This window comes from Candidatus Binatia bacterium, from assembly GCA_026415395.1.
In the GTDB taxonomy this organism is placed as follows: domain Bacteria; phylum Desulfobacterota; class Binatia; order HRBIN30; family HRBIN30; genus HRBIN30.
The window spans coordinates 68,401-88,922 of record JAOAHD010000007.1 but is presented as its reverse complement, the minus strand read 5'-3'; the positions used below and the strand labels follow the sequence as shown (position 1 = coordinate 88,922).

17 protein-coding genes are annotated in these 20,522 nt (G+C 62.0%); 5 read left to right on the top strand and 12 right to left on the bottom strand.

Annotation, left to right across the window (positions count from 1 at the left end):
* Positions 1-221: 221 nt before the first annotated feature.
* Complete coding sequence (def, locus tag N3C12_04975; protein MCX8071787.1) at positions 222-770, bottom strand: peptide deformylase; 549 nt, start codon at positions 768-770, stop codon at positions 222-224.
* Between the two features lie 198 nt (positions 771-968).
* Here def and N3C12_04970 point away from each other — a divergent pair, with 198 nt between their 5' ends.
* Positions 969-2,747 carry a long-chain-acyl-CoA synthetase gene (locus N3C12_04970; GenBank protein MCX8071786.1) on the top strand — a complete coding sequence of 593 codons (1,779 nt, stop codon included), beginning with the start codon at positions 969-971 and terminating at the stop codon, positions 2,745-2,747.
* Positions 2,748-3,139: 392 nt separating this feature from the next.
* Here N3C12_04970 and N3C12_04965 read toward each other — a convergent pair whose 3' ends face one another.
* The 9 genes from N3C12_04965 to N3C12_04925 form a co-directional block, all read right to left on the bottom strand.
* Entirely contained in the window at positions 3,140-3,442 is a 303-nt protein-coding gene (locus tag N3C12_04965) for a hypothetical protein (GenBank protein ID MCX8071785.1), read from the bottom strand.
* Positions 3,443-4,180: 738 nt separating this feature from the next.
* Complete coding sequence (locus N3C12_04960) at positions 4,181-4,822, bottom strand: TetR/AcrR family transcriptional regulator (GenBank protein ID MCX8071784.1); 642 nt, start codon at positions 4,820-4,822, stop codon at positions 4,181-4,183.
* A gap of 250 nt (positions 4,823-5,072) precedes the next feature.
* The gene (locus tag N3C12_04955; protein MCX8071783.1) at positions 5,073-6,089 is read right to left on the bottom strand and encodes a hypothetical protein; all 1,017 of its coding nucleotides are present in this window, start codon (positions 6,087-6,089) and stop codon (positions 5,073-5,075) included.
* A 23-nt stretch (positions 6,090-6,112) separates the two neighbouring features.
* A complete protein-coding gene (locus tag N3C12_04950; protein MCX8071782.1) occupies positions 6,113-7,114 on the bottom strand; it encodes a flippase-like domain-containing protein in 1,002 nt (333 codons plus the stop codon).
* A gap of 2 nt (positions 7,115-7,116) precedes the next feature.
* Positions 7,117-8,805, bottom strand: coding sequence for a gamma-glutamyltransferase (gene ggt / locus N3C12_04945; protein MCX8071781.1), 1,689 nt, complete (start codon positions 8,803-8,805; stop codon positions 7,117-7,119).
* Between the two features lie 203 nt (positions 8,806-9,008).
* Positions 9,009-9,251, bottom strand: coding sequence for a hypothetical protein (locus N3C12_04940; GenBank protein ID MCX8071780.1), 243 nt, complete (start codon positions 9,249-9,251; stop codon positions 9,009-9,011).
* 112 nt (positions 9,252-9,363) lie between these two features.
* Positions 9,364-10,623, bottom strand: a complete 1,260-nt coding sequence (locus tag N3C12_04935; protein ID MCX8071779.1) for a class I SAM-dependent RNA methyltransferase — start codon at positions 10,621-10,623, stop codon at positions 9,364-9,366.
* Positions 10,624-11,052: 429 nt separating this feature from the next.
* The gene (locus N3C12_04930; protein ID MCX8071778.1) at positions 11,053-11,481 is read right to left on the bottom strand and encodes an arsenate reductase ArsC; all 429 of its coding nucleotides are present in this window, start codon (positions 11,479-11,481) and stop codon (positions 11,053-11,055) included.
* A 725-nt stretch (positions 11,482-12,206) separates the two neighbouring features.
* On the bottom strand, positions 12,207-13,121 hold the full coding sequence (locus N3C12_04925) for a DNA-processing protein DprA (GenBank protein MCX8071777.1): 915 nt from the start codon (positions 13,119-13,121) through the stop codon (positions 12,207-12,209).
* 29 nt (positions 13,122-13,150) lie between these two features.
* On the opposite strand from N3C12_04925, the gene N3C12_04920 reads away from it, so the two are divergent.
* Complete coding sequence (locus tag N3C12_04920; GenBank protein ID MCX8071776.1) at positions 13,151-13,993, top strand: alpha/beta hydrolase; 843 nt, start codon at positions 13,151-13,153, stop codon at positions 13,991-13,993.
* Between the two features lie 53 nt (positions 13,994-14,046).
* On the opposite strand, the gene radC is transcribed toward N3C12_04920, so the two are convergent.
* Entirely contained in the window at positions 14,047-14,727 is a 681-nt protein-coding gene (gene radC / locus N3C12_04915) for a DNA repair protein RadC (GenBank protein ID MCX8071775.1), read from the bottom strand.
* Between the two features lie 979 nt (positions 14,728-15,706).
* Positions 15,707-16,837: a hypothetical protein gene (locus tag N3C12_04910; GenBank protein ID MCX8071774.1), complete on the bottom strand. Its 1,131-nt coding sequence runs from the start codon at positions 16,835-16,837 to the stop codon at positions 15,707-15,709.
* A gap of 82 nt (positions 16,838-16,919) precedes the next feature.
* Between N3C12_04910 and N3C12_04905 the strand changes: the two genes are divergently transcribed.
* The 3 genes from N3C12_04905 (at position 16,920) to rsmG (ending at position 20,342) form a co-directional block, all read left to right on the top strand.
* The gene (locus tag N3C12_04905; GenBank protein ID MCX8071773.1) at positions 16,920-17,618 is read left to right on the top strand and encodes a helix-turn-helix domain-containing protein; all 699 of its coding nucleotides are present in this window, start codon (positions 16,920-16,922) and stop codon (positions 17,616-17,618) included.
* Positions 17,619-17,758: 140 nt separating this feature from the next.
* Complete coding sequence (mnmG, locus tag N3C12_04900; protein MCX8071772.1) at positions 17,759-19,636, top strand: tRNA uridine-5-carboxymethylaminomethyl(34) synthesis enzyme MnmG; 1,878 nt, start codon at positions 17,759-17,761, stop codon at positions 19,634-19,636.
* Positions 19,629-20,342, top strand: coding sequence for a 16S rRNA (guanine(527)-N(7))-methyltransferase RsmG (gene rsmG, locus N3C12_04895; protein ID MCX8071771.1), 714 nt, complete (start codon positions 19,629-19,631; stop codon positions 20,340-20,342). Before mnmG ends, rsmG begins: the two co-directional genes overlap by 8 nt.
* The last annotated feature ends 180 nt before the right edge of the window (positions 20,343-20,522 follow it).

The following is a 20,522-nucleotide window of genomic DNA, read 5'->3' as shown; positions in this document are numbered from 1 at the left end:
ACGCCTTCTGAAATCACGGTTTCAGAAAGCTCGCGTACCGCTCGAGGGGTCTTCGTGTCACGTTCGTGACCATTACTGAGCTTCCTGACGCACTCGAGGCAGGGCCGTCTCCGCTGCAACCAAAATCAGCGCTGTCATTTCCGGCACGCAGTGCTTTGACCACTGGGTGTTATACTGCACAGCAGAGCGCAAGGCACTGCGGAAGGCCTGCGCTGCTGGCTTCACTCGCTCGTGGAACCGCGCCCCGCATGGTAGCGAAAAAACTCGCGGAGAAAGGACAGCGACTCGAATGAGCGCATGCGATCCAGGTACACCCGGCCGAGCAAATGATCCATTTCGTGTTGGAGCACCCGCGCATGAAAGCCTTCGGCCGTATACTCGATTCGCTTCCCGTGGCGGTCAAACGCCTCCACGCGCAGCCGGGCAAAACGCGGCACTCTGCCCCGCAGCTCGGGAATGCTGAGGCATCCTTCCCAATCCTCCTCTTGCTCCTCACCCAGCGGCGTGACGCGCGGATTGATGAGCACCGTTAATGGGATCGAGGGCGCGTGCGGGTAGCGCGGATTCGATTCCACGGCATAAACCGCGATTTGTTTACTGACGTGCACTTGCGGTGCTGCGAGCCCGACCCCGTCGTACTCAATCATGGTCTCCACCATGTCGTCGATCAGTCGTTGGGTTTCTGGCCGGGCAATCTCTGCACTGGTTACAGCGGCGGCGACTTGCCGCAACACTGGGTGCCCTAAGCGCGCAACTTTGAGAATGGCCATGACTTGGCCATACCGCAGGCGGCAACCGTGTGCCAGCACACTGACGCTGTAGAGCTCGGGAGCGCGGCCTTGAGCACACGCCCGGAACACAATGTGCCGAAACGGCAGACCAGGGCCGGCTCGAGGGGAGCGGACTGGCGTCCTCTCGTCGTTGGCTCCGGCTTGCGGTTGCCATCTGCCCTAGGTAAGCGCGCGCACATGAACTGGCGCCTGCTGTGGGAGGATCTGCGCGAGCTCCCAGTGCTCTTCCGCCTTGGGCGGGCGTTGCGACGCTGCGGGCCTGAAGGACGGGAAACCCTCGGTGTGTTGGCGCGCGAGCAGGCGGAGCAGCACGGGGAGCGGGTGTTTCTCCGCTTTGAACGCGAGCTCGTCTCGTTTGCGGAATACAACGAGCAGGTAAATCGCTGGACTTGGGTCCTGCGAGAGGCAGGCGTGTCGGTGGGGGAACCGGTGTGCATTTTGATGGAAAACAGCCCGGCGTTTTTGTTTGCCGAAGGAGCAGTGGCCAAGCGCGGCGCCATTGGTGCGTTGCTGAACACACACTTGCGTGGAGAGCCGCTTGCGCATGTGCTGCGCGTGTCCGGTGCGCGGCACGTGCTTGTCGACGAGGCCTGTTTGCCAGCTCTGGTGGATCTCCCCGAGGCCGCACAGTACACAATCTGGGCACTAGGAAGAGCACCTGCGCTGCCGCCCCATGTCGAGCCTTTGGAAAAGGCACTGCAGGCCGCAGACACGCACGAACCCCAACTGGCCAACGTCCGCGGAAAGGACGTTTTCCTCTACATCTACACATCGGGGACGACAGGATTTCCCAAGGCTGCGGTGGTCCGACATTCCCGCTTTATGATGGGCGGTCTCGGACTGTCGGCACTCCTCGCCATCGGCTCCGACGATGTGATCTATGCGCCGCTGCCGCTTTATCACGGCGAGAGCAACTTTGTGGGTTTTTCTGTCGCACTTCGTGCTGGAGCCGGCTTCGCTTCCCGCCGTCGCTTTAGCGCGAGCGCTTTCCTCGACGATGTGATCCGCCACGACGCCACAGCGTTCGTGTACGTCGGCGAGCTCTGTCGCTACCTGCTGCGGCAACCAGAACGGCCGGAAGACCGGCAACACCGCCTGCGACTTGCGGTCGGAGCAGGATTGCGCCCGGACATTTGGGAGGCCTTCCAGCAGCGCTTTGGAATTCCTCGCATCGTGGAGATGTACGGCGCAACCGAGGGCAACATTGCCCTCATCAACCTACGCGGCCGGGTCGGCTCGGTGGGGCGCGCCCATCCCTTTCAGCATCATCGCTACAAGCTTGCACGCTACGACGTAGAGCGCGGGGAACTCGTGCGTGGTCCGGATGGCTTCCTCGTCGAGTGCAGCCCCCACGAACCCGGCGAGCTCCTCGGCCGCATCGCTCGCGGCGGGCCCATGCCGTACGACGGCTACACCGACCGCGAGGCCAGCGAACGCAAAATCGTGCGCGATGCCTTCGAGGCCGGGGATGCCTACTTCCGCAGTGGGGATCTGCTGCGCCGCGACGAGGACTACTACTATTACTTTGTCGACCGCATCGGAGACACCTTCCGCTGGAAGGGAGAAAACGTTGCCACGCAAGAGGTCGCCCTCATCCTCAACCGTGCTCCCGGAGTGAGCGAAACCAACGTGTACGGCGTGGCGGTCCCTGGCCGCGAAGGCCGAGCCGGAATGGCAGCAGTGGTCTTGTTTCCCGGTGAGTCGTTCGATGGCCGCGCCTTTTATGCCACCGCGGAAGTGTTGCCTCCGTACGCGCGCCCGCTCTTCGTACGGCTGGTGGCGGAAATGGACGTGACCGGCACCCTCAAACAACGCAAACTCGAACTGCAACGCCAAGGCTTCAATCCGCGCGAGGTCACTGATCCCTTGTTCGTGCGTGACGACGATGCGCGCGCGTATGTGCCCCTCACGGCAGACATCTACGAAGCGATCCTCCGTGGCGAACGGAAATTGTGACGCCTCCGCGATCTCGACATCCCCACGAGCGTGATCGAAAGGTCGGAGCCTACGCAGCGCAGATGCCCCTCTAATGTCCGGCAGCAGCCACGGCCGGACCAGCAAAGTTCTGCCATCGTAGGAAGCACTAGAAGAGTTGTGGCCACGGCTGGGGGCGGGCAACTTGCCGCGCCCCCTTTGCTGAACGGCCCCCGCGAATGGTCGTCTCGGAGCACCCGGGCACGAAGGGTGCCGTTGGCGAGGAGAGAAACCTCTTTAAAAGCCCCCGCAAAATATATGGGTATCCAGCAACTTTTGGCAAACGTCAGGATGCAAGTTGAGAGGCTACACCTTGCGTCCGCCCCAAGACCTGCGTTGCTAGAACGCCCTGGGCGCGGCCCGAAAACGTCGCTTCATAGATTGAGCAATCGGCCTTTCCCAATGTGCGCGGCCAAACTCTCAGTAATAATCACCCGCGAGGCTCGCTGCATTGTGCCCATCCGAGTAATTTTTGCGCGCCACCACAAGTCATCAGCTTCGACCGAGTACAGGTGCATGCGCACCGTGTACACTGGAATCTCCACAATGATCATCTGTCCAGTGGCAAGTGTCTGAGGTTGCCGCTGAACGCCAATGTGATACGAGCCGATCAGAACCGTGTCGATTCCATGCTTGCTTTGACGCTCCCTAAGGAATTGTTTCGTCGGGGCAGTCAAGATGGGTCCAAATGCTGTGGTCTGCCTGAAGCTGTTTGTACGCTTGGCCGTGGCCTCCAAAATTAATCAAAGTAAGGACATCGCGGCGCGTGTGAACCCTCCAGGCGCTCCCTTGGCGGCTTTGCACGGCGCTGGCAAAGCCCCTGTTAATCAAATCTGCAAATTGATCATTTTCACTACTTTTCGTGAAGAACGGAAATGTACAAACAGCGGCGATTTCCGAGAAATTCATTTTGGGTGAAGCGAATGCCCCGTCAGGTTCTTCTGCTCTGGGTTTGAACCGGCCCCCCCTGGCTCAACTGGAATAGTTCCGCACAGCCCATCATCGCCACGCTTGGGCCAAAGCCGTATCCCAAACAAAAGAGCGAGCGCTCACACTTAGCCAGATCCCGTTTTTCAATAACCACCCCCTTCCGAAACCTATTCAATCCACAAATCGGGTGGCCTCGGAACCATCCGCGGGAACTCTCCACAACGAAACGCCGGGGCTGCGGTTGGCTCGCTCATGTTCATGGCCAGGATGCGCCGGCGGCGCTCTTTCCTCGCCTAGGACTGCGACCTCTCGGGAGCGAAAACCGTGTTCACGACACACGCTCACGCCTGGAGGGAAAGACGAAGCCCAACGGCTCCGGCGAAAACCATCGCGCCTTCAAGGGTTCTTCTCTCAGCGCTACAGGTCAAGCTGTCCTTGACGGCTCCCGTTTCCAGATTTTGGCCGCAGCCTGCATTCTTTTCGGATCAGTACCCGCTGCGCGTTGTCCAACCGAGGAAGCGGGGCGCGAGAGAGCGGGAAATCTCCTTCAGCAGTTGCAGCGTGGCTTCGGTGCGTTGGTTGTGGCCGAGAATTTCGTTGTCCAGCGCGAGCCCTTGGAAAAATGCGACCACAAACGCGGGGACCGCCGAATAGAGTGTCTCGGGGGCGTGGCGCGGTGGAAAGAGCTGTAGAAACGTGGCCTCGATCGTTTCCGCAAACCGGCGCGACAAGTCACCGACCACTGGGCGAAGCTCTGCATCCGTGCGAGCAGCCACCGCGAGCTCGAGCCACGCAAAGAACTCGGGCCCCTGGAAGAGCTGCCAAATGACGTCGATCGCGGCATCGAGGGGGTCTGCCCCGGCGGGCAAGGCTTGAATGGCAGCCACTAGATCGTCACGCCGGCGGTGAATGAGGTGCTCGACAGCCGTGGTGACCAGAGAGATTTTCGTCGGGAAGTGATGGAGCCGCCCCCCGTGGGAGAGACCAGCCCGGCGGGCAATCTCGGTCGTACTCGTGCGGCGATAGCCGAGTTCGTACAGACACTCGATGGTTGCCTGCAACAAGCGCTCGCGGGCTTCGGCCCGCCGTTGTGCCTGGGTGCGGCGCTGCCGGCGGTGACTGACCATGCGGCGCTTATAAAATGCGCCAGGCCGTGCGTAAAGCCAACGGTACCGGCGCGCCCTGGCACGGCAGTCCAGCGTACCCCTAAACTGGCTGTGCAATCCCTCACCGAACCTCGATGCAGGCGCGCTTTCCCCGACGCCAGCGCAACCTGAGCTGCCCCACGGGAACGACCTCCCCATCGCTCCGGCGACGGAGGATTGTATCCCCGCGAATTCTCATCAGCGAATCTCGGGGCGAGCGCGCCCGCTCGGATCACACGCGAACGCGCAAGCCGTGGTCGCGCCGGTCGGTGAGGATTTCGAAGGCGGCGCGGTGCTGCGTGTGCAACACCCGACGCGCCCCGGTAGCACGTTCGGTGAGCGTGAGTTCGCAGCGGGCGAGCTTGCTATTGAGACAGTGCTTCTCGCCGCCTGGCGGATTATAGTATCGCAGAGCGACAAACAACAACGGTGGGGCTTCGATGGTGCCCTCAATCGCCACTGCATCGTCGCCCGTGGTGAAGCTCCAATGAAAGAAGCCCCACTCACCCCGTGCCTTGACGGTTTGCCAGGCGCCGCTGAACGCGTACTCCTTGCCTTCGTGGCGCAGCACCAGTGGTGTGAATGCCGGTGTCCACAATCCCCCGATCTTTAGGCGTGCGGTTGCCACCTCGAGGAAAGATTCCGGCGCGTTGTCGAAACCCGCGACTTGGCCCCACGCATAGCTGTCGGTGTGTCGGGAACCCCAATTGTGGTTTTGGCTTCCGACCCAGTCGGCAATCGCGTAACGAGTGTTGTTGACCTCGATCCACCCGTCGAAGTGAGCCAGGGGAACCCCGACCAGGCTTTTCGCCCGTGGGAGCCGCGCCCGGTACGCAGCCGCGGGGAGCAGCAAAAGGGGCGGCTGCCCGTCGGAATAGGAAAGCTGCCAGCGCAACTGGCCATCCGCACTCTCTGCCTCGCCCCAAAGTGCGCCGGTGCGACAGCCTGCCTCGCCGATGCGGACTTCGAAGTCGTCGCGAGCAAAGTGGCACTCGGTAATGGGAAGCTCGCGCTTCACGGCGACATGCTGGCCGCGCTCCCCGTCGAACCAAATCCCCCACAGCTCGCCAATGGCCCGTTCAGGCGCACCGTCGGGACTAAACAGCGTGTAGCGGATCCAGAATGCCAACGGGCGCTCCGCGTGGTTCGCTCGAAAGAAGAAGCTCTCGTAGTGTCCCTGTCGCTGGCCAGGCCGGTATTGCGCAACCAGGTACCGTTCAATGCCGCGATTTCCGCCGTCGCTCGCCAAGATGGTGCTCCCGTGTTCCTCTCCTATCCCACGGCGGAGCCACCGCGCCGTGTGGGTACTGCCTCGGCATTTTCCACGGTTTCCGCGGCTGGTCGCTGCGGGCCCGACCAAAACAAATAGACCAAACCGCCGACTAGGCCGGACGCGAGCACAATCGCGCTTGCCAGCAATCCGAGCGCCATGGCGGCGTGCTGGTCCACCCGCATGCGATGCAAAAAGAAAATGTATCCCGCTTCGCGAATCCCGATCCCACTGAAGGTTACGGGCGCCATGCCAGCAATGTTCACCACCGGAACGAAGATAAAGTAGTACGACCAAGGGAGCTTGAGCCCGAGCCCCAAGCCGAGAAACACCTGCGAGACGATCTGGAGAGTGTGAAACACTGCCGCGACCAAGCTCGTGACCAGCAACAACTTGGCATCGTTCCAATAGGGCACGAGATCCACCTCAACCATCCGACGCCAGCGGTTTCCGGGCGGTAGCACGCGCACAGCGAGCTGCGGGCCAAACAGCCAGCCGAGCAACGTAATCGGCGGCACCAGCCACGCCGACCAGTAAAGAGGAAGCGGCATCTTGTACTGTGGCTGAAAGATAATGGCCCCCGCTCCGATCCAAACCAGCACGACAAATCCGAGCCCGCGATCGGCAAGCACCGTAGTCAGCGCCAGCGCACGCCGTCCGGGTCCGCCGGCAAGGAACAGCGCACGGCCAATGTCACCAGCTACAGTGCTGACGCCAAAGAGGTTCATGTACATGCCTGTGAAGTACGAGCCGAAGAAGTGTGAATATGGTTGGTTGAAGCCGAGCGGGCGGGCCAGCATGGTCCAGCGCACGCAGCTTACCACCATGCTGAGCAGGTAAGTGCCGAGCGCCGCCCCAAGCCACACTCCGTCGATTTCTTTTAGGGCAGCACCGAGTTCGCGGGTGTCGACCTTGTAAAACAACAAGGCCAGAACGGCGGCGCTAATCCCAGCTTTAAACCACCAGCGCGACCACAATGGTGGTGTTTGCAGCCCGTTTGCCATGCTCACCAACCGCTAGCCGCACCACCCTTGCGCGGATCCGCCGCGCCTTCCAAGCCCCGGGTGGTACGGCGCACAAGTTGAATAGCTCCCATTGTCGGCACTTCTTTCACGCTGTGACCCTTTTGTGCAAGCACCTTGCGCGTGCTTGCGCGAATTTGCGGCTCCACCAGCAGCACGGGCGGCTGCCACTGATGGTGAATCCGCGCTGCGGCCACCGCAGCATCGGCGCTGTAACCAAACGCGAATACATTGAGCAACACTTGCAGCGCTCCGCTGGTGATCATCGGTCCGCCCGACCCCCCGAGCGCCGCTACCGCACGATCTCCTTCCAACACAATGGTCGGCGTCATGCTGCTAAGAGGCCTCTTGCCTCCTGCCAACGCGTTCGCTGCCGTACCCACCAATCCGTAGGCATTGGGCGCATTCGGGGCCACGGCAAAGTCGTCAATCTCGTTGTTGAGCAGAATCCCAGTCGATCCAGCGACGAGCATCGCTCCGAATGCGGTATTGATCGTCGTCGTGCAAGCCACCGCGTTGCCCTCAGCATCGATCACCGAGAGATGCGCCGTGCCCGAGTCGCTCGCTGGCGAGGCTGCTTGGCCCAAGTGGCTTCCATATTCCTCGAGCGGCAAGACGTGAGTAGCTGCGATCCGCCGCCGCAAGCTCGTCGTGAGGTTGGGATCCAGCAGTTGCGACAGTGGCACCGCAACGAAGTCCGGGTCCCCGTAATACCGCGCGCGATCGGCAAACACGTGTTTCATAGTTTCCGCAAGCAGGTGCAAATACTCTGGGGAGTTGTGCCCGAGCTTGCGCAAGTTGTCGCTCCGGAGGATACCCAACGCTGCCAGCAGCACGCCCCCGCCCGAGCTGGGCGGCGGCATGGTCACGATGCGGAGACCTCGATAACTGCCCACCAGCGGCTCACGCCACCTCGGCGCATACGAGGCGAGGTCTTCTTCCGTCATCGCTCCGCCACTCGCTTGTACGGCCCGGACGATCTCAGCGGCAATCGGGCCACGATAAAAGGCGTCGGGCCCGTGCTCAGCAATCTGCACGAGGGTTGCCGCAAGTTCCGGAAAGCGGATCGTCTCGCCCCGCTGGCGCGGGCTTCCGTCGGGTTTAAGGAACCAGCCCCTAAGGCGGGAGTCCGCGGCAAGCTCGTCTCGATTCTTGGCAATCTCCTTGGCGAGATGATCACCCACCGGAAAGCCATCGCGCGCCAAACGGATGGCTGGATCGAGCACGGCACGCAGCGGCAACCTGCCAAAGCGCGCGTGCGCCAAGGTCAAGCCCGCAACCTCACCGGGAACCCCTACGGCTAAACCGCCGCGCTGACTGCGTCTTGGATCCGGCTTGCCGTCAACCAGAAACGCATCGGGACGGAGTTTCGCCGGCGCGGTTTCACGGAAATCGAGAGCGAACGCCTGCCCGTCACTCGCTCGGTAATACACGAGAAAGCCTCCGCCGCCGATGCCGCACGAGGAGGGGTTGACCACGCACACTGCAAACGCTGTCGCCACCGCCGCATCGACCACGTTGCCCCCTTCTCGCAACACTTCGCTGCCGGCGCGCGCGGCAAGCGGATGCTCCGCCGCCACCATGGCGCGCCTCGCCCACTCCGCCGACACCTCGCGCATCCAAAAGGCCAACGCGAGGAGCACAACCACGAAGACGTGTGCAAGACGCTGCATGTCCGCTGATGCTGAACTAACACCCGCTCACCTAAACGAGGGACTAGCTAGGCGGCTACAAGCGAATGCTGCGTTCAGGGCGCCTAGCAGGTACAGCACGTTTCCCTCTTCAGGTACGGCAAGCGGGAGCGTGCACCGACCGGTGAATAGGAGTTGCGCGACAGCCAACGGTGCACGCTGATGAAGGCTCGCGACGAGGGCCCCTACTCGTAATCCTCGCCGAAGTGGGCCCGCACGATCCGCTGTTTCAAGTATTCAAGGGAACCCAGATCTTCGAGGATATCCCCTCCGGTATCGTAAAACAGAATGTCCCCACTTTTCGTCCGCCCAATGGCGACCAGCCATTCGAGCTGATCGCGGTCCTCAAGCAGGTAGTTCAAGGTTTGCGACACCCCTTTGGCAGGGATGATGGTGACCTTCGGCTTCGCTGGTTTGTGTTGTTTCATTCTATTTTCTCCCACGCGGACATGCGCGCACCGGGAGCTGGCTCGGTGTCCCGTTGGGGCGTTCGTGATCGGTTGTCGTCCGCCACGGAAAAAAACTCTTAAGGGCAGCGCCTCAGCAAGTCAATACGAGTAACGCCACAGTCTCCGTGTGGTACGTCTGCGGAAAGAGGTCGACGATCTGCACTTGCTCGAGGCGATAGGTGCCGGAAAGCACTGCCAAGTCCCGCGCCAGCGTGGCTGAGTTGCAGGACACGTACACGATCCGCTCGGGCCGCAAGTGCAAGAGGTAGGGCAACACAGCACGAGCACCGGAGCGCGGGGGATCGAGAACCACGCGCGCCACGAGGATCCCTCGCTCCGCGATGCTCTTTAAGGCGCGCTCCGCCGTGTCGTGCACGAGCTCGACATTTTCGGCGTGCAAGCGCTCGGCATTGGCCCGAAAATCTCGCACCGCACGAGGGTCGGCCTCAATCGCCACGACCGTCCCACTTTGTTGCGCAAGGGGAAAAGAAAAATTTCCCGCGCCCGCATAGGCGTCTACGGTCACTCCCCGATGATCCGGGGCGAGCAGCCGTGAAACCATCTCTACGAGAATCTGGTTGGCCATGGCGTTCACTTGGGAAAATGCACCCGCTGTTACCTCGAGGCTCACGCCCGGGGCGGGTACGATGGTGACCCGCGGGTTTCCGTGTGTCCGCTGCCAGCGCTTGCCTCGCAAGGCGACGCCACGCACACTCGAGGTCCTGCCGAACCACTCGAGCAACTGCCGATCGTCCGCCGCTCGCCAGTGGCCTTCTACTGCCAACGCTAGCGCGCCGCTCGGTTCGAACGCGTCGGCAATCACCTCCACGCGGCGCACGCGGCTGTGGAGCCGGCCCACGAGTGAGGCAACCTCCGGAAGTAGGGAGTTCACCGCCTCGTTGCCGAGTAAGCAGCGCTCGATGGGCACGAGTTCGTGTGAACCGCCAGCGTAAAAGCCAATTTGCCCTTGCTCCACGCGCAAGGATAAGCGGTTGCGATAAGAAAATTCCGCAGGAGAGGGAATAGGAGCAGAAAGCGGAGGGGCGGCGATTTTGCCCAAGCGTTGCAAGTGATCGCGAACGTTCGCTTGCTTGGCCGCGAGCTGGACATCGTACTGCAAATGTTGCCACGGACAACCACCGCAGCGGGGTAGGTAAGGGCAAGGTGGGATGCGCCGGTGTGGCGATGGTTCCAACACTTCCTCTACATGTGCATAGGCGTAACTACCGTGTTCTTCGTCGATCGCAACGCGCACCACGTCACCAGGTGCCGCGCCGCGCACAAAAATTGTGCGCCCATCGAGGTGGGCAACCCCATGCGGCCCGTACGCCATCCGTTCAACAGTTACCACCGGACGCACAGCCCGACCGTACCCGCCTGGTTGCCAGAGAACAACCGAACAACTCCGCCGCACCACCCGCTGGAGGACGCGCTACTCCGCGTTTGCAAAGGCTGGTTCCCCCAGGGTCCGGGCACACCGCCGCATTGCGCGATGCCGTGAAACCGGGCGCGCTTTTGAACTCCCAGCGCCGCATATGTGCTCGAGGGCACAACCCCCTGCAGGCATGGAGCCAAAACCTACGACCCGTCGTCAAGCTTCAGGAGCAACTGCGTCACCGCACCGGAAGGGGACGGCCGCCCGCGTAACGCCCTTCACACCAGAGCGCGGGCCACACACTTCCCAGCAACGAGAAGCTGATCTTCCTTGTGCGGCATAGGGCGCCCCGCGGCGTTTGCGCGTTGGGCCACTCTTGAGACTCCAGGTCCGACCAAGCAAACCTCAGCGAGCGCCGGCGAGCGTATCCGCCAGTTCCTCGAGCCGGCGAGCAATTTCATCCCGCGCCTGACGGAACTGTTCGAGAGCTTCTTCTTCGCTCAACAAGGCGAGATCTTGGGCAGGATCTGCAATCGGCCAATGCAAGCGGCGGCGGGCCCGCAAGTGTACAGGGCAAACTTCCTCAGCGCACAAGGTTACCACCAAGTCGAACTCCTGATCGGCAAATGCGTCGACATGCTTGGACTCGTGCTTGGAAATATCGATGCCCAGCTCGCTCATGGCCCGCACCGCCAGCGGGTGCACGGATCTGGGCACTGAGCCCGCACTGGCAACCACGGCACGTTCGCCGAAACGCGCCCGTGCCAGCCCTTCGGCCATTTGGCTGCGGGCCGAGTTGGCAACGCACAGAAACAAGATCCGCACAGGGTCCATGTTTTTCTGCCTAACACAGGCAGACGGTGGTCACGAGCGGCCATGTTACTGCGGAGGCTCTGGACTCACGGCACTCCACCACTTGCTGGGAACAATGCTTTCGAAGAACCATTGAGCGCTCGCATCGCTTGACGCAAGCTCAGCCTACGCTCGCAAGCCCACCGAGTTCAGCCGCTCGCAAAGTGCGCGCGCCGGGGCAACGAGGCTGTGGGTAGAGACGAAGGCTCTGTGGACACCGGCTAACGAAGGTCGTAACGCACACAAAAATCTTTTCCGCGCGGAATGGAGCGTCAAGAGGAGCAGCCGGTTGTGACAAGTGGAAGGCCTTACGAACTCGCGATTCGGGTGCTCTGGCGAATACCAACGGCCTAACTCCCGCAAACTGGCGAACGAGGTCTCGGAACGGACGCCGCGCTCACTGGCGAGCTGCGGTGAGATTGCGCTTGCGCCCCTCGAGGCCTCTCTCACGATCCGCTGCATGGCCAGGCCGTGCAACCACTCGAGCCGTACCTATAGCCCGCGCGATCGTTAGAAAAGCGCCCCGCAGTGGGCCGCCCACGACCAGGCGAGCACCGGCGTTCGCGACGTCCAAGGCTACGACAATTCGTTCCAACAGATGCCCCTACTCGCATCCTTTGGGCCAATTTTTGCGGCTCTCGGTGACCCTCAGCCCTTGAGTTCCGGTGCTTTTTCCACCCAGCCGCTCGAACCATGTGGGACGACGGCTAACGGGAGATCGGCACGAAACGGTGGAGATGACGTAGGTCGTCCCCCGAGATGGGGATGGCGCCAGCACTCAGCAAAGCAGGATTCTCCCCGTGCCACGAGAGCACCGGTTGGCCTTGCTCCAAAGCCGCGAGGCAAAGCCGCTCGATCTCGCCGCCCGGGCGAGCGTGCAGCGCGAAGATGACGTCCGCGAGTGCCGCAACCAGTGCATCCCGCCGCCGCCCGCTGCGGGGTAGGGCGTGGTCCAACAAGCGAAAGGGCGAGCAGACCAACTGTCCGTGCTCCGTTGGCGCGCAAGGGTGCGCCGCGCCCCTGTACGCAAAGGGATCGGCACGGAGCTCTACTCCGAGGGCGGAAAACAAACCGCGGTCGAGCACAACGAGGCGCGGCACGGAAAGCGCACGAGCCGTGACGCCGACCAGGCGATAGGCTGCTTTACCCGTGCTGGTGACCACCGCAAACCCTGCTCTGGCCGCCGCTTCGACCACTGCACGGATGCACCCCACGGTACCCTCGGTCGGTGTCCGCGAGTGCAACGGTGCGATTGTAGGCTGAGCAGCACATGTAGGGTCCCCGAAGAAAAAGAGCACGGGCGGAGCATCCGCCCGGTGACGAAGCCGGCGCGGGTAGTCGGGGTCCAGCAGCGTACACGCCCAACCGCCGCTCTCGTGCAAGTTAGCGGACAGCCACTCGCAACGGCGGCGATGGGCCTCGGCATGGTGCTCCAGACAGCGCAATGCCGCTAATGGCAACGAATAGTCGCGCCGAAGCACCGCAGCAGGTAAGCGGAAGAACGAGGCGAGCCCGTGCCCGCGCTCGGCACTGCGAGCAAGAATTGCGCTTGCAATCCGCTCCCCCACTTGCGGCAACTCCGAGAGCATCACTGCATACAGCAACGATTCCTTGTTTTGCATGTCTCGCCGTGTTACGCGGAGCTTTCGCTGTGACCGAAGCACAAGTGCGGGACGCAAGCGTCCACGCCCGCGGGCTCAAATTTCATTACCTCGAATGGGGTGCTCGCCACCAACCCGCGGTGGTTTGCTTGCACGGCATCACCCAGACGGCCCATAGTTGGGACGAGGTTGCAAGCGAACTGGCCCGCGAGTATCGGCTCCTGTGCATCGATCAACGGGGCCACGGTGACTCTGACTGGGCTCCGGATGGTGACTATTCCCGGCACACCCAAGCGGAAGACCTGGAGGCAATCCGTTCGGCCCTTGGCCTCGAGCAATTCGTGCTCGCCGGGATGTCCATGGGCGGGATCAACGCAATCACTTACACCGCTCGCCACCCGGAGCGCGTGCGGGCGCTGATTATCGTCGACGTCAGCCCGGAGATTGAAGCCCGCGGCGTGGAAAACATTCGGCAGTTTATTCAGCAAGAGGACATCTTGCCGAGTTTCGAGGATTTCGTCGCGCGAGCACATGCATTTAACCCGCGGCGTTCGCTCGAAAACATTCGCAGCCGGCTGCGTTACAACTTGAAGCAACTTCCCGACGGCCGCTGGACTTGGAAGTACGACCCACACCTGCGTTCCCCGGCACGCGGTTTTGCGGCGAGCGCTTTGCTCGGCCTGTGGGAGGACGTCAAAGCGATTCGTTGCCCGACCTTGATCGTGAAAGGCGAAGAGAGCGACATCCTTTCCCCCGCGGCCGCCGCACGGCTGCAAACGGCCATTCCGGGCAGCAAGCTTGCGGTGATTTCCGGAGCGGGCCATTCCGTTATGGGGGACAATCCAGCAGCGTTCGTGCAAGCGACACGCGATTTTCTTACCGGCTTGACTTGAGCCCACCGGGCGCGGCTCACCCGAGTTCATTCGACAGAGCTCTCTAAGGCGCCTTACCAGTACCCGTCCCGCGCAAAGCTGACATACCGCCCGTGGCCGATCACAATGTGATCGAGCACACGCACTCCCATCAGCTCTCCCACCTCGCGCAAGCGGCGGGTAATTGCCACGTCTTCTGGGCTGGGCGTCGGGTCCCCACTCGGGTGGTTGTGGACAAAGACCACCGCGGCAGCCGCCTCGCGCACCACCGGTTCGAACACATCGCGTGGGCACACAATCGTGGTCGTCAGTGAGCCTTGGGACACCCGCACATCGCGAATTTTGCGGTGCCGATTGTCCAATAAAACAGCATAGAAGAACTCGCGCTTCTCTGCCGCCAGCCGCTCCCGAAAATGGGCGTATACCATGGCTGGGTCGTGAAACGGTTCGCCCGTATGCCAGCGCTGCTCGCCGAAGCGCTTGCACAGCTCCACCAGTGCCATCAATTGCGCCGCCTTCGCTGGACCCAGCCCAGGGACCTGCTGGAACTCCCCGACAGCCGCACTCGCCAAAGCGCGCAAGTGACCAAAGCGGCGTAACACCTCTCGGCCTAAGTCCACCGCGCTGTGCCCCCGCCCTCCGTGACGCAGCACCACCGCCAAAAGTTCCGCATCGGAAAGTGCTTGAGGGCCCTGCCGCAGCAACTTTTCCCGTGGTCGGTCGTCCTCCGGCCACGCTTTAATTGTTCCTGACATACGCATATCGCATACACTAATCAAACAGTTTTGTTAAGACTCGTACTGCCTGACTGCATATGAGCAGGCGCCCGCACCCGCGTGTCAGACGAGCCCCTCTGGTCGCGCGGCAAGGCCTCGGCGAGACGCGGCAGCCGTCATCGCCCGTGGCTTAGCACTTCGCTTGCAACAGCTTGCGCCCGACAAGCGCGCCTCCCCCTTTGTTCCTGTTCGTGCGCAGGGAGGAAAAACGCCTGCTGGCTGGTGATCGCAGCTTACTACGTATGGGCTCGCTTCACGATGTGCATCCGCCCTCGCCACGCAGGGAGCAAGGTGCGGCGTTCACCCCCGGTGAGGCCGAGCGCCGACGGCTCGCAACTAGAAAGTCGTTGAGCGGAGGGAGACCTGCTCGTCGCCCTGCGTTACCAGCGAGGCACAGTGCCCCTCACGACCCGAGGATCGCACGGACAACAACAAGCCGCGTCTAGAGTGCGAGTGGCGCGTTACGAGTGGCGGCTGGCGAAGCGTTAGGAGCGACCGGCTGATTGCCTCCGGCGTGGAGGAGGGACCAGGGGCGATTCGGCACGAACGTCAGGGGCGGTTTCAGATGCCCCCCTGCCGCTTTCGCTACAAACGACCTCCAAACCAAAGGCTCACCCGGCCGCGTTGCCGATTACCCCGCCTGACCCGGGCAATCGGTCAGTCGTGCGAACGGGACACGTAGCATTCGGGGAACGGGCAGGATCTCGTCCGCGTTTGCGCTCGCGCCCCCAAGGCATTCTCCCATGGCCGCATCATCCGGGCGGAACGCGGCGGCGGGCGTCTCCGCGGGTGATAGTCAACGGGGGTTTGGAACGGGAACTACGCCACGACGGTTCGATAAGAACTACCGGCGAGAGGGCGCGGGAGTTCCCGCGCCCTCTGCCGGCGCCCCGCGTCACGGCGTCCCGAGGATGGGACGCCGTGGCCCCCTCACCGCCCAGCAGCAACCGCTCGTCAATTAGGAGCGGGGCCACGGGCGGCCGACTCGAGATCTTTGTTGTTCGAAGAGAGAGAGGTGGATGACGCGGTCGAGCGCGACCAGGGCAGAACCGGCAACGGCCGTGCCCTGGATGCGCACTTGCTCACCGAGCCCGATGGCCGGCGCGGCGATGGACTCGGCCTCGAGAGCATTCTGGACGAATCTGCGTGCGACTTGGTCGGTAAACGGTGCGGCTGTTTCGCTCTCGCATTTTGCGTTCGTTTCGGCGGGGGGATGGGCAGGTTCATCGTCCGCTGTGAGTGCGTCGAGTGCGTAACCGCGCAGCAGGCGCGAGTAGAGAGACGCTAGCGTATCGGGATGGTCGAACAGCTCGGCGCCGACGATCCGATTGGCGATGGCAGCAACGAAGCCGACCTGCCCGGGTTCGGAGCGCAAGTTGCGCAGGTATTCATCGAGCTCTCGCTCGGCCTTGCGGTAAGCGCTGGTCACGTCGCTCGTCGGTGAGTGCGAGCGGAGCCGGTGGAGCTTGGCCGCAACCTCCTCCCAGATCCCACCTTGGTCGGTGTTCAAGGTTCCCCACTCGCGGACCGAAGCATTGATCGCCATCACCGACCGTGCCTTCGCGCGCGCGAACAGAAAATCGGTGGTTTTCCAATCCTGCTTTGGGTCCGCCGACTCACCCCACGGTGGCTGTGGTGCAGTTTCGCGCCGCCGGCGACGGCCGGTGTGCGGCTGAGCCCACTCCTCAGGACGCTCCGTTTGGTGCATCCGAGGATGCCACCTGCCGGCTTCCACGCACGCGACCGGAATCTCTACTGTATCCCCAGGGCCGATTAACACTGTCACCGTGGCCACTCGGTTTTGCAGCCCGCCGACAAGCAGCTGCCCCTCGACCACGAGAAGGGGTTCCGCAAGTGAATTTGTGATCCGTAGGCGCGGAACCGAACCTGTTTCCTCGATGCGAACACCCCGCGAAAGTTCAGCCAGAACTTGGTACCCCCGCGGTGGAACCGCCGCGACATTCGCCAAGCTCACAGGAACTACTGCGAACTTGCCAAACTCCTGCGGCCGGTGATAGTGTAACCTTTGTCCCTCGAGCAGGGACTGAAGGAACCCATGGGCCCTCGAAGAAACCCTTCTTGTTGCCATCCGTTGTACCTCCTTGGCCGTTGCTCACTATCCCGACAACTACCCGTTGCGCGCGATAGCGTGCACTCTTTAGCGTAACGCCATGGGCGAAAGCAAGGGGCCGCCAGGCCATTTCTTCAGCGGCGAACTTCCCGATCAGCGGCGGGCGATCGAGGATCATTTAGATTACGCGACCGCGATTAAGCGCTTGCGAGAAGAGCGTGGGATGACGCGCCAGGACTTGGCCCTGAAGTCCGGCGTTTCTTACTCGTACCTGAGCGAGGTCGAGCGCGGCGCCAAGAGGCCGTCCGGCGACGTCTTGGCGAAGCTGGCAGCCGCAATGGGGATGTTGCCGAGCGACTTGCTGCGGCGAGTGGAGGAGTTACCGCGGCGGCAGGTCGGAGGCGTCCGGGAAGGCAAGCCGTATACGGTCCGGCGTACACCCGAGGAGTGGCCTTTGGAGCGCTACGGCAAGCCGATGTACCTTCCAGGGCGCAGCCCCCTGGGAAAGCCAGATACTGGGGGCGAAGCTTTGAAACCCGGCACATTCTTCTATTGGCATGAGCCCCCCCAGGATGCGGCTTTTTCGCGTCGTCCATGGAAGCCCTTGAGTTACGACGACATTCTGATGCTCTGGAAGCGCTTGCGCGGAAGCCTGCGCTCCGAGGAACGCGCATATCGTGCCCTGGAGCTCTTGTTACACGCCGTCGCCGAGCTGGATGCGGAGGATTTAGAAATCCTGCTGCGGCTAGCGGAGCGCCTCATTCGGCGGAAACATGAACAGAGGAGACAGGGCAAATAGCGGGGCACACTCCGTTCCTGCTTGCATTTCATCCACGCCACAACGCGACTGCACGGTTTCATCGCTTCTTTCCTCGCCTTGGTTCCTACGCTAATTGCGGCCGGCACTGTTTCACGTGAAACAAGCGCAGGAGTTCAATGATGGGTCCGTTTGACCGTACCTTTGATGTCATCGTCGTCGGCGCAGGCCACGCTGGCATCGAAGCTGCGCTCGCAGCGGTGCGTTTGGGGGCGGATGTGCTTTTGCTGACGCTCAATCTCGACCACATCGGCCAGATGTCCTGCAACCCAGCCATCGGCGGCATTGGCAAAGGCCATTTAGTGAAAGAGATCGACGCCCTCGGTGGGGAGATGGCTAAGGCGATCGACGAGACCGGAATTCAATTCCGCCAGCTCAACACCAAAAAGGGCCCAGCGGTCCGCGCCTCACGGGCACAGGCTGACAAGGCCTCGTACCGGCAACGCATGAAAGCCCGCCTGGAAAATACTCCTGGGCTCACGCTGTACCAGGCCAGCGTGGAGCGGTTGTTGTTGCACGGAAGCAGCGTGGTCGGTGTGCAAACGCAAATGGGTGAGCAAATCGAGGGCCGAACCGTAGTGCTTACCACGGGAACATTCCTCAATGGCCTTATTCACGTGGGAGAGCGGCAGATGTCCGCAGGCCGGGCGGGGGACTTTGCGGCTCATGGCTTAAGCGAGCAGCTCGCTTCGTTGGGCTTCACTGTAGGACGTCTAAAGACCGGCACTTGCCCCCGGCTCGATCGCCGCACGATTGATTTTTCCCGCCTCGAACCGCAGTACGGGGACGATCCCCCCAAGCCTTTTTCCTTCTCCACGACAGCCATCACCCAGCCACAGGTGCCTTGTTTCATCACCTACACGACTGCGCGCACGCATGAAATCATTCGTGGGGCGCTCCACCGTTCACCCCTGTTTTCAGGCCAAATCCGTGGACGAGGGCCCCGGTATTGTCCTTCGATTGAGGACAAGGTTGTGCGTTTTGCCGACAAGGAGCGGCATCAAATTTTTCTCGAGCCTGAGGGGCGAGACACGGTGGAAATCTACCCGAACGGACTCTCCACGAGTCTCCCGCTCGACGTACAATTAGCCATGGTGCGTTCGATCCCCGGCCTCGAGGAGGCCAGAATCATGCGCCCAGGGTATGCCATTGAATACGATTTCGTCGATCCAACTCAGCTCTTCCCGTGGTTGGAGACGAAACTGATTCAGGGCCTGTTTCATGCCGGACAAATCAACGGGACGACGGGCTACGAGGAAGCAGCCGCCCAAGGACTCTTGGCCGGGATCAACGCCGCATTGAAAGTGCAGGGTCGGGAACCGTTCGTGTTGCGCCGGAACCAGGCTTATATGGGCGTTCTCGTCGATGACCTTGTAACGAAAGGCGTTGGCGGCGAGCCCTACCGGATGTTTACCTCGCGGGCCGAGTACCGTTTGCTTCTGCGCGAGGACAATGCCGACACGCGACTCGCGCCTCTCGGCCGGGACATTGGCGTGGTGGGCGACGAGGAGTGGCGGCGCGTGGAAGCGAAGCGCTGTGCCGTGGAGCGCGAGATCGAGCGACTGGAACAAACGATCCTTTACCCCACACGGGAGACCAATGAGCGATTGCGGGCTTTGGGAACGGCGGAAATCGTCAATCCGACAACCCTTGCCCAACTGCTCCGGCGCCCAGAGTTGTCCTACGAATCCGTGTGCCAACTCGCGCCGCCCCTTGCGGAACTTCCACCGGACGCGGTCGCTCAAGTAGAGGTTGACATCAAGTACGCCGGGTACGTGCGTCGCCAAGAGGAACAAATCGAGCGACTGCGTAAAATGGAGGAAACACCCATCCCGGCGGACCTGGATTTCACCACGATCCCCGGTCTTTCCCGCGAGGTTCAAGAAAAACTCTCGCGCGTGCGCCCGCGCTCGTTGGGCCAAGCGGCGCGGGTACCCGGCCTCACACCGGCCGCATTAGCACTGCTGTCCGTACACCTACGAAGGGCTGGCGTTGCGTGAACAGGGCGAGATTCAAACCGCGATAGCGGAACTCCTCCAGCATTGCGCAACCGAGGGGCTACGCTTACCGCCCGAGGCTGCCGCCCAATTCGAAAAGTATGTCGCACTCCTGCTGTTGTGGAACGAGCGGATCTCCCTCACGGGAGCAAAGACGGCTGAAGAAATTTCCTTGCACCATATATTCGACTCGTTGCACGTCCTCCCTTTGCTGGCCGAGGGGCAGCGCGTCACGGACGTCGGCAGCGGCGCCGGGTTTCCTGGCATTCCTCTCGCGATCGCTCGCCCCGATTGTGGGTTCGCTCTGATCGAACCCCGCCGCAAGCGCGCAAACTTCCTCCGCCATTGCACACGCGAACTCGGACTGGTCTGGGTGCACGTTGAAGAAGCGCGTGTCGAGGACCTGCAGGCGCGACTCGAGTCCGCATTCGACGTGGTTCTGTCGCGGGCTTTAGCTGACCTCGCCACCTTTGTCCGCTTGGCGGCCCCGCTAGTCGCACCCACTGGGAAGCTCGTGGCGATGAAAGGACCGCATCCAGAGCCCGAGCTTCGCGACATCCCGGAAGGATTCAAGGTTCTGGAAGTGCGCCGCTACCAGTTGCCGCGACAATGGGGCGAACGGACCTTGGTGGTCCTCGAACGAGCCCCTGAAGGATCGATCGAGCGCCAGCACGAAGCCCGCAGTCGAGGACCCAAAGTCCACAGTTGATCAATCAGCACGTACAGTGCGCAGACTGCCTACTCCGCCGCCTTGGTCCACAGCAAGGGGGGCCGACCAAGGTCGAGGCGCCCTCCATGCTTGGCGCCAAGACGAGTTCTGGATCGGGTCCAGTGTTTCACGTGAAACACTTTCCAGGGAATGTCTTGCGTGGTAAGAGCGGAGTACCTT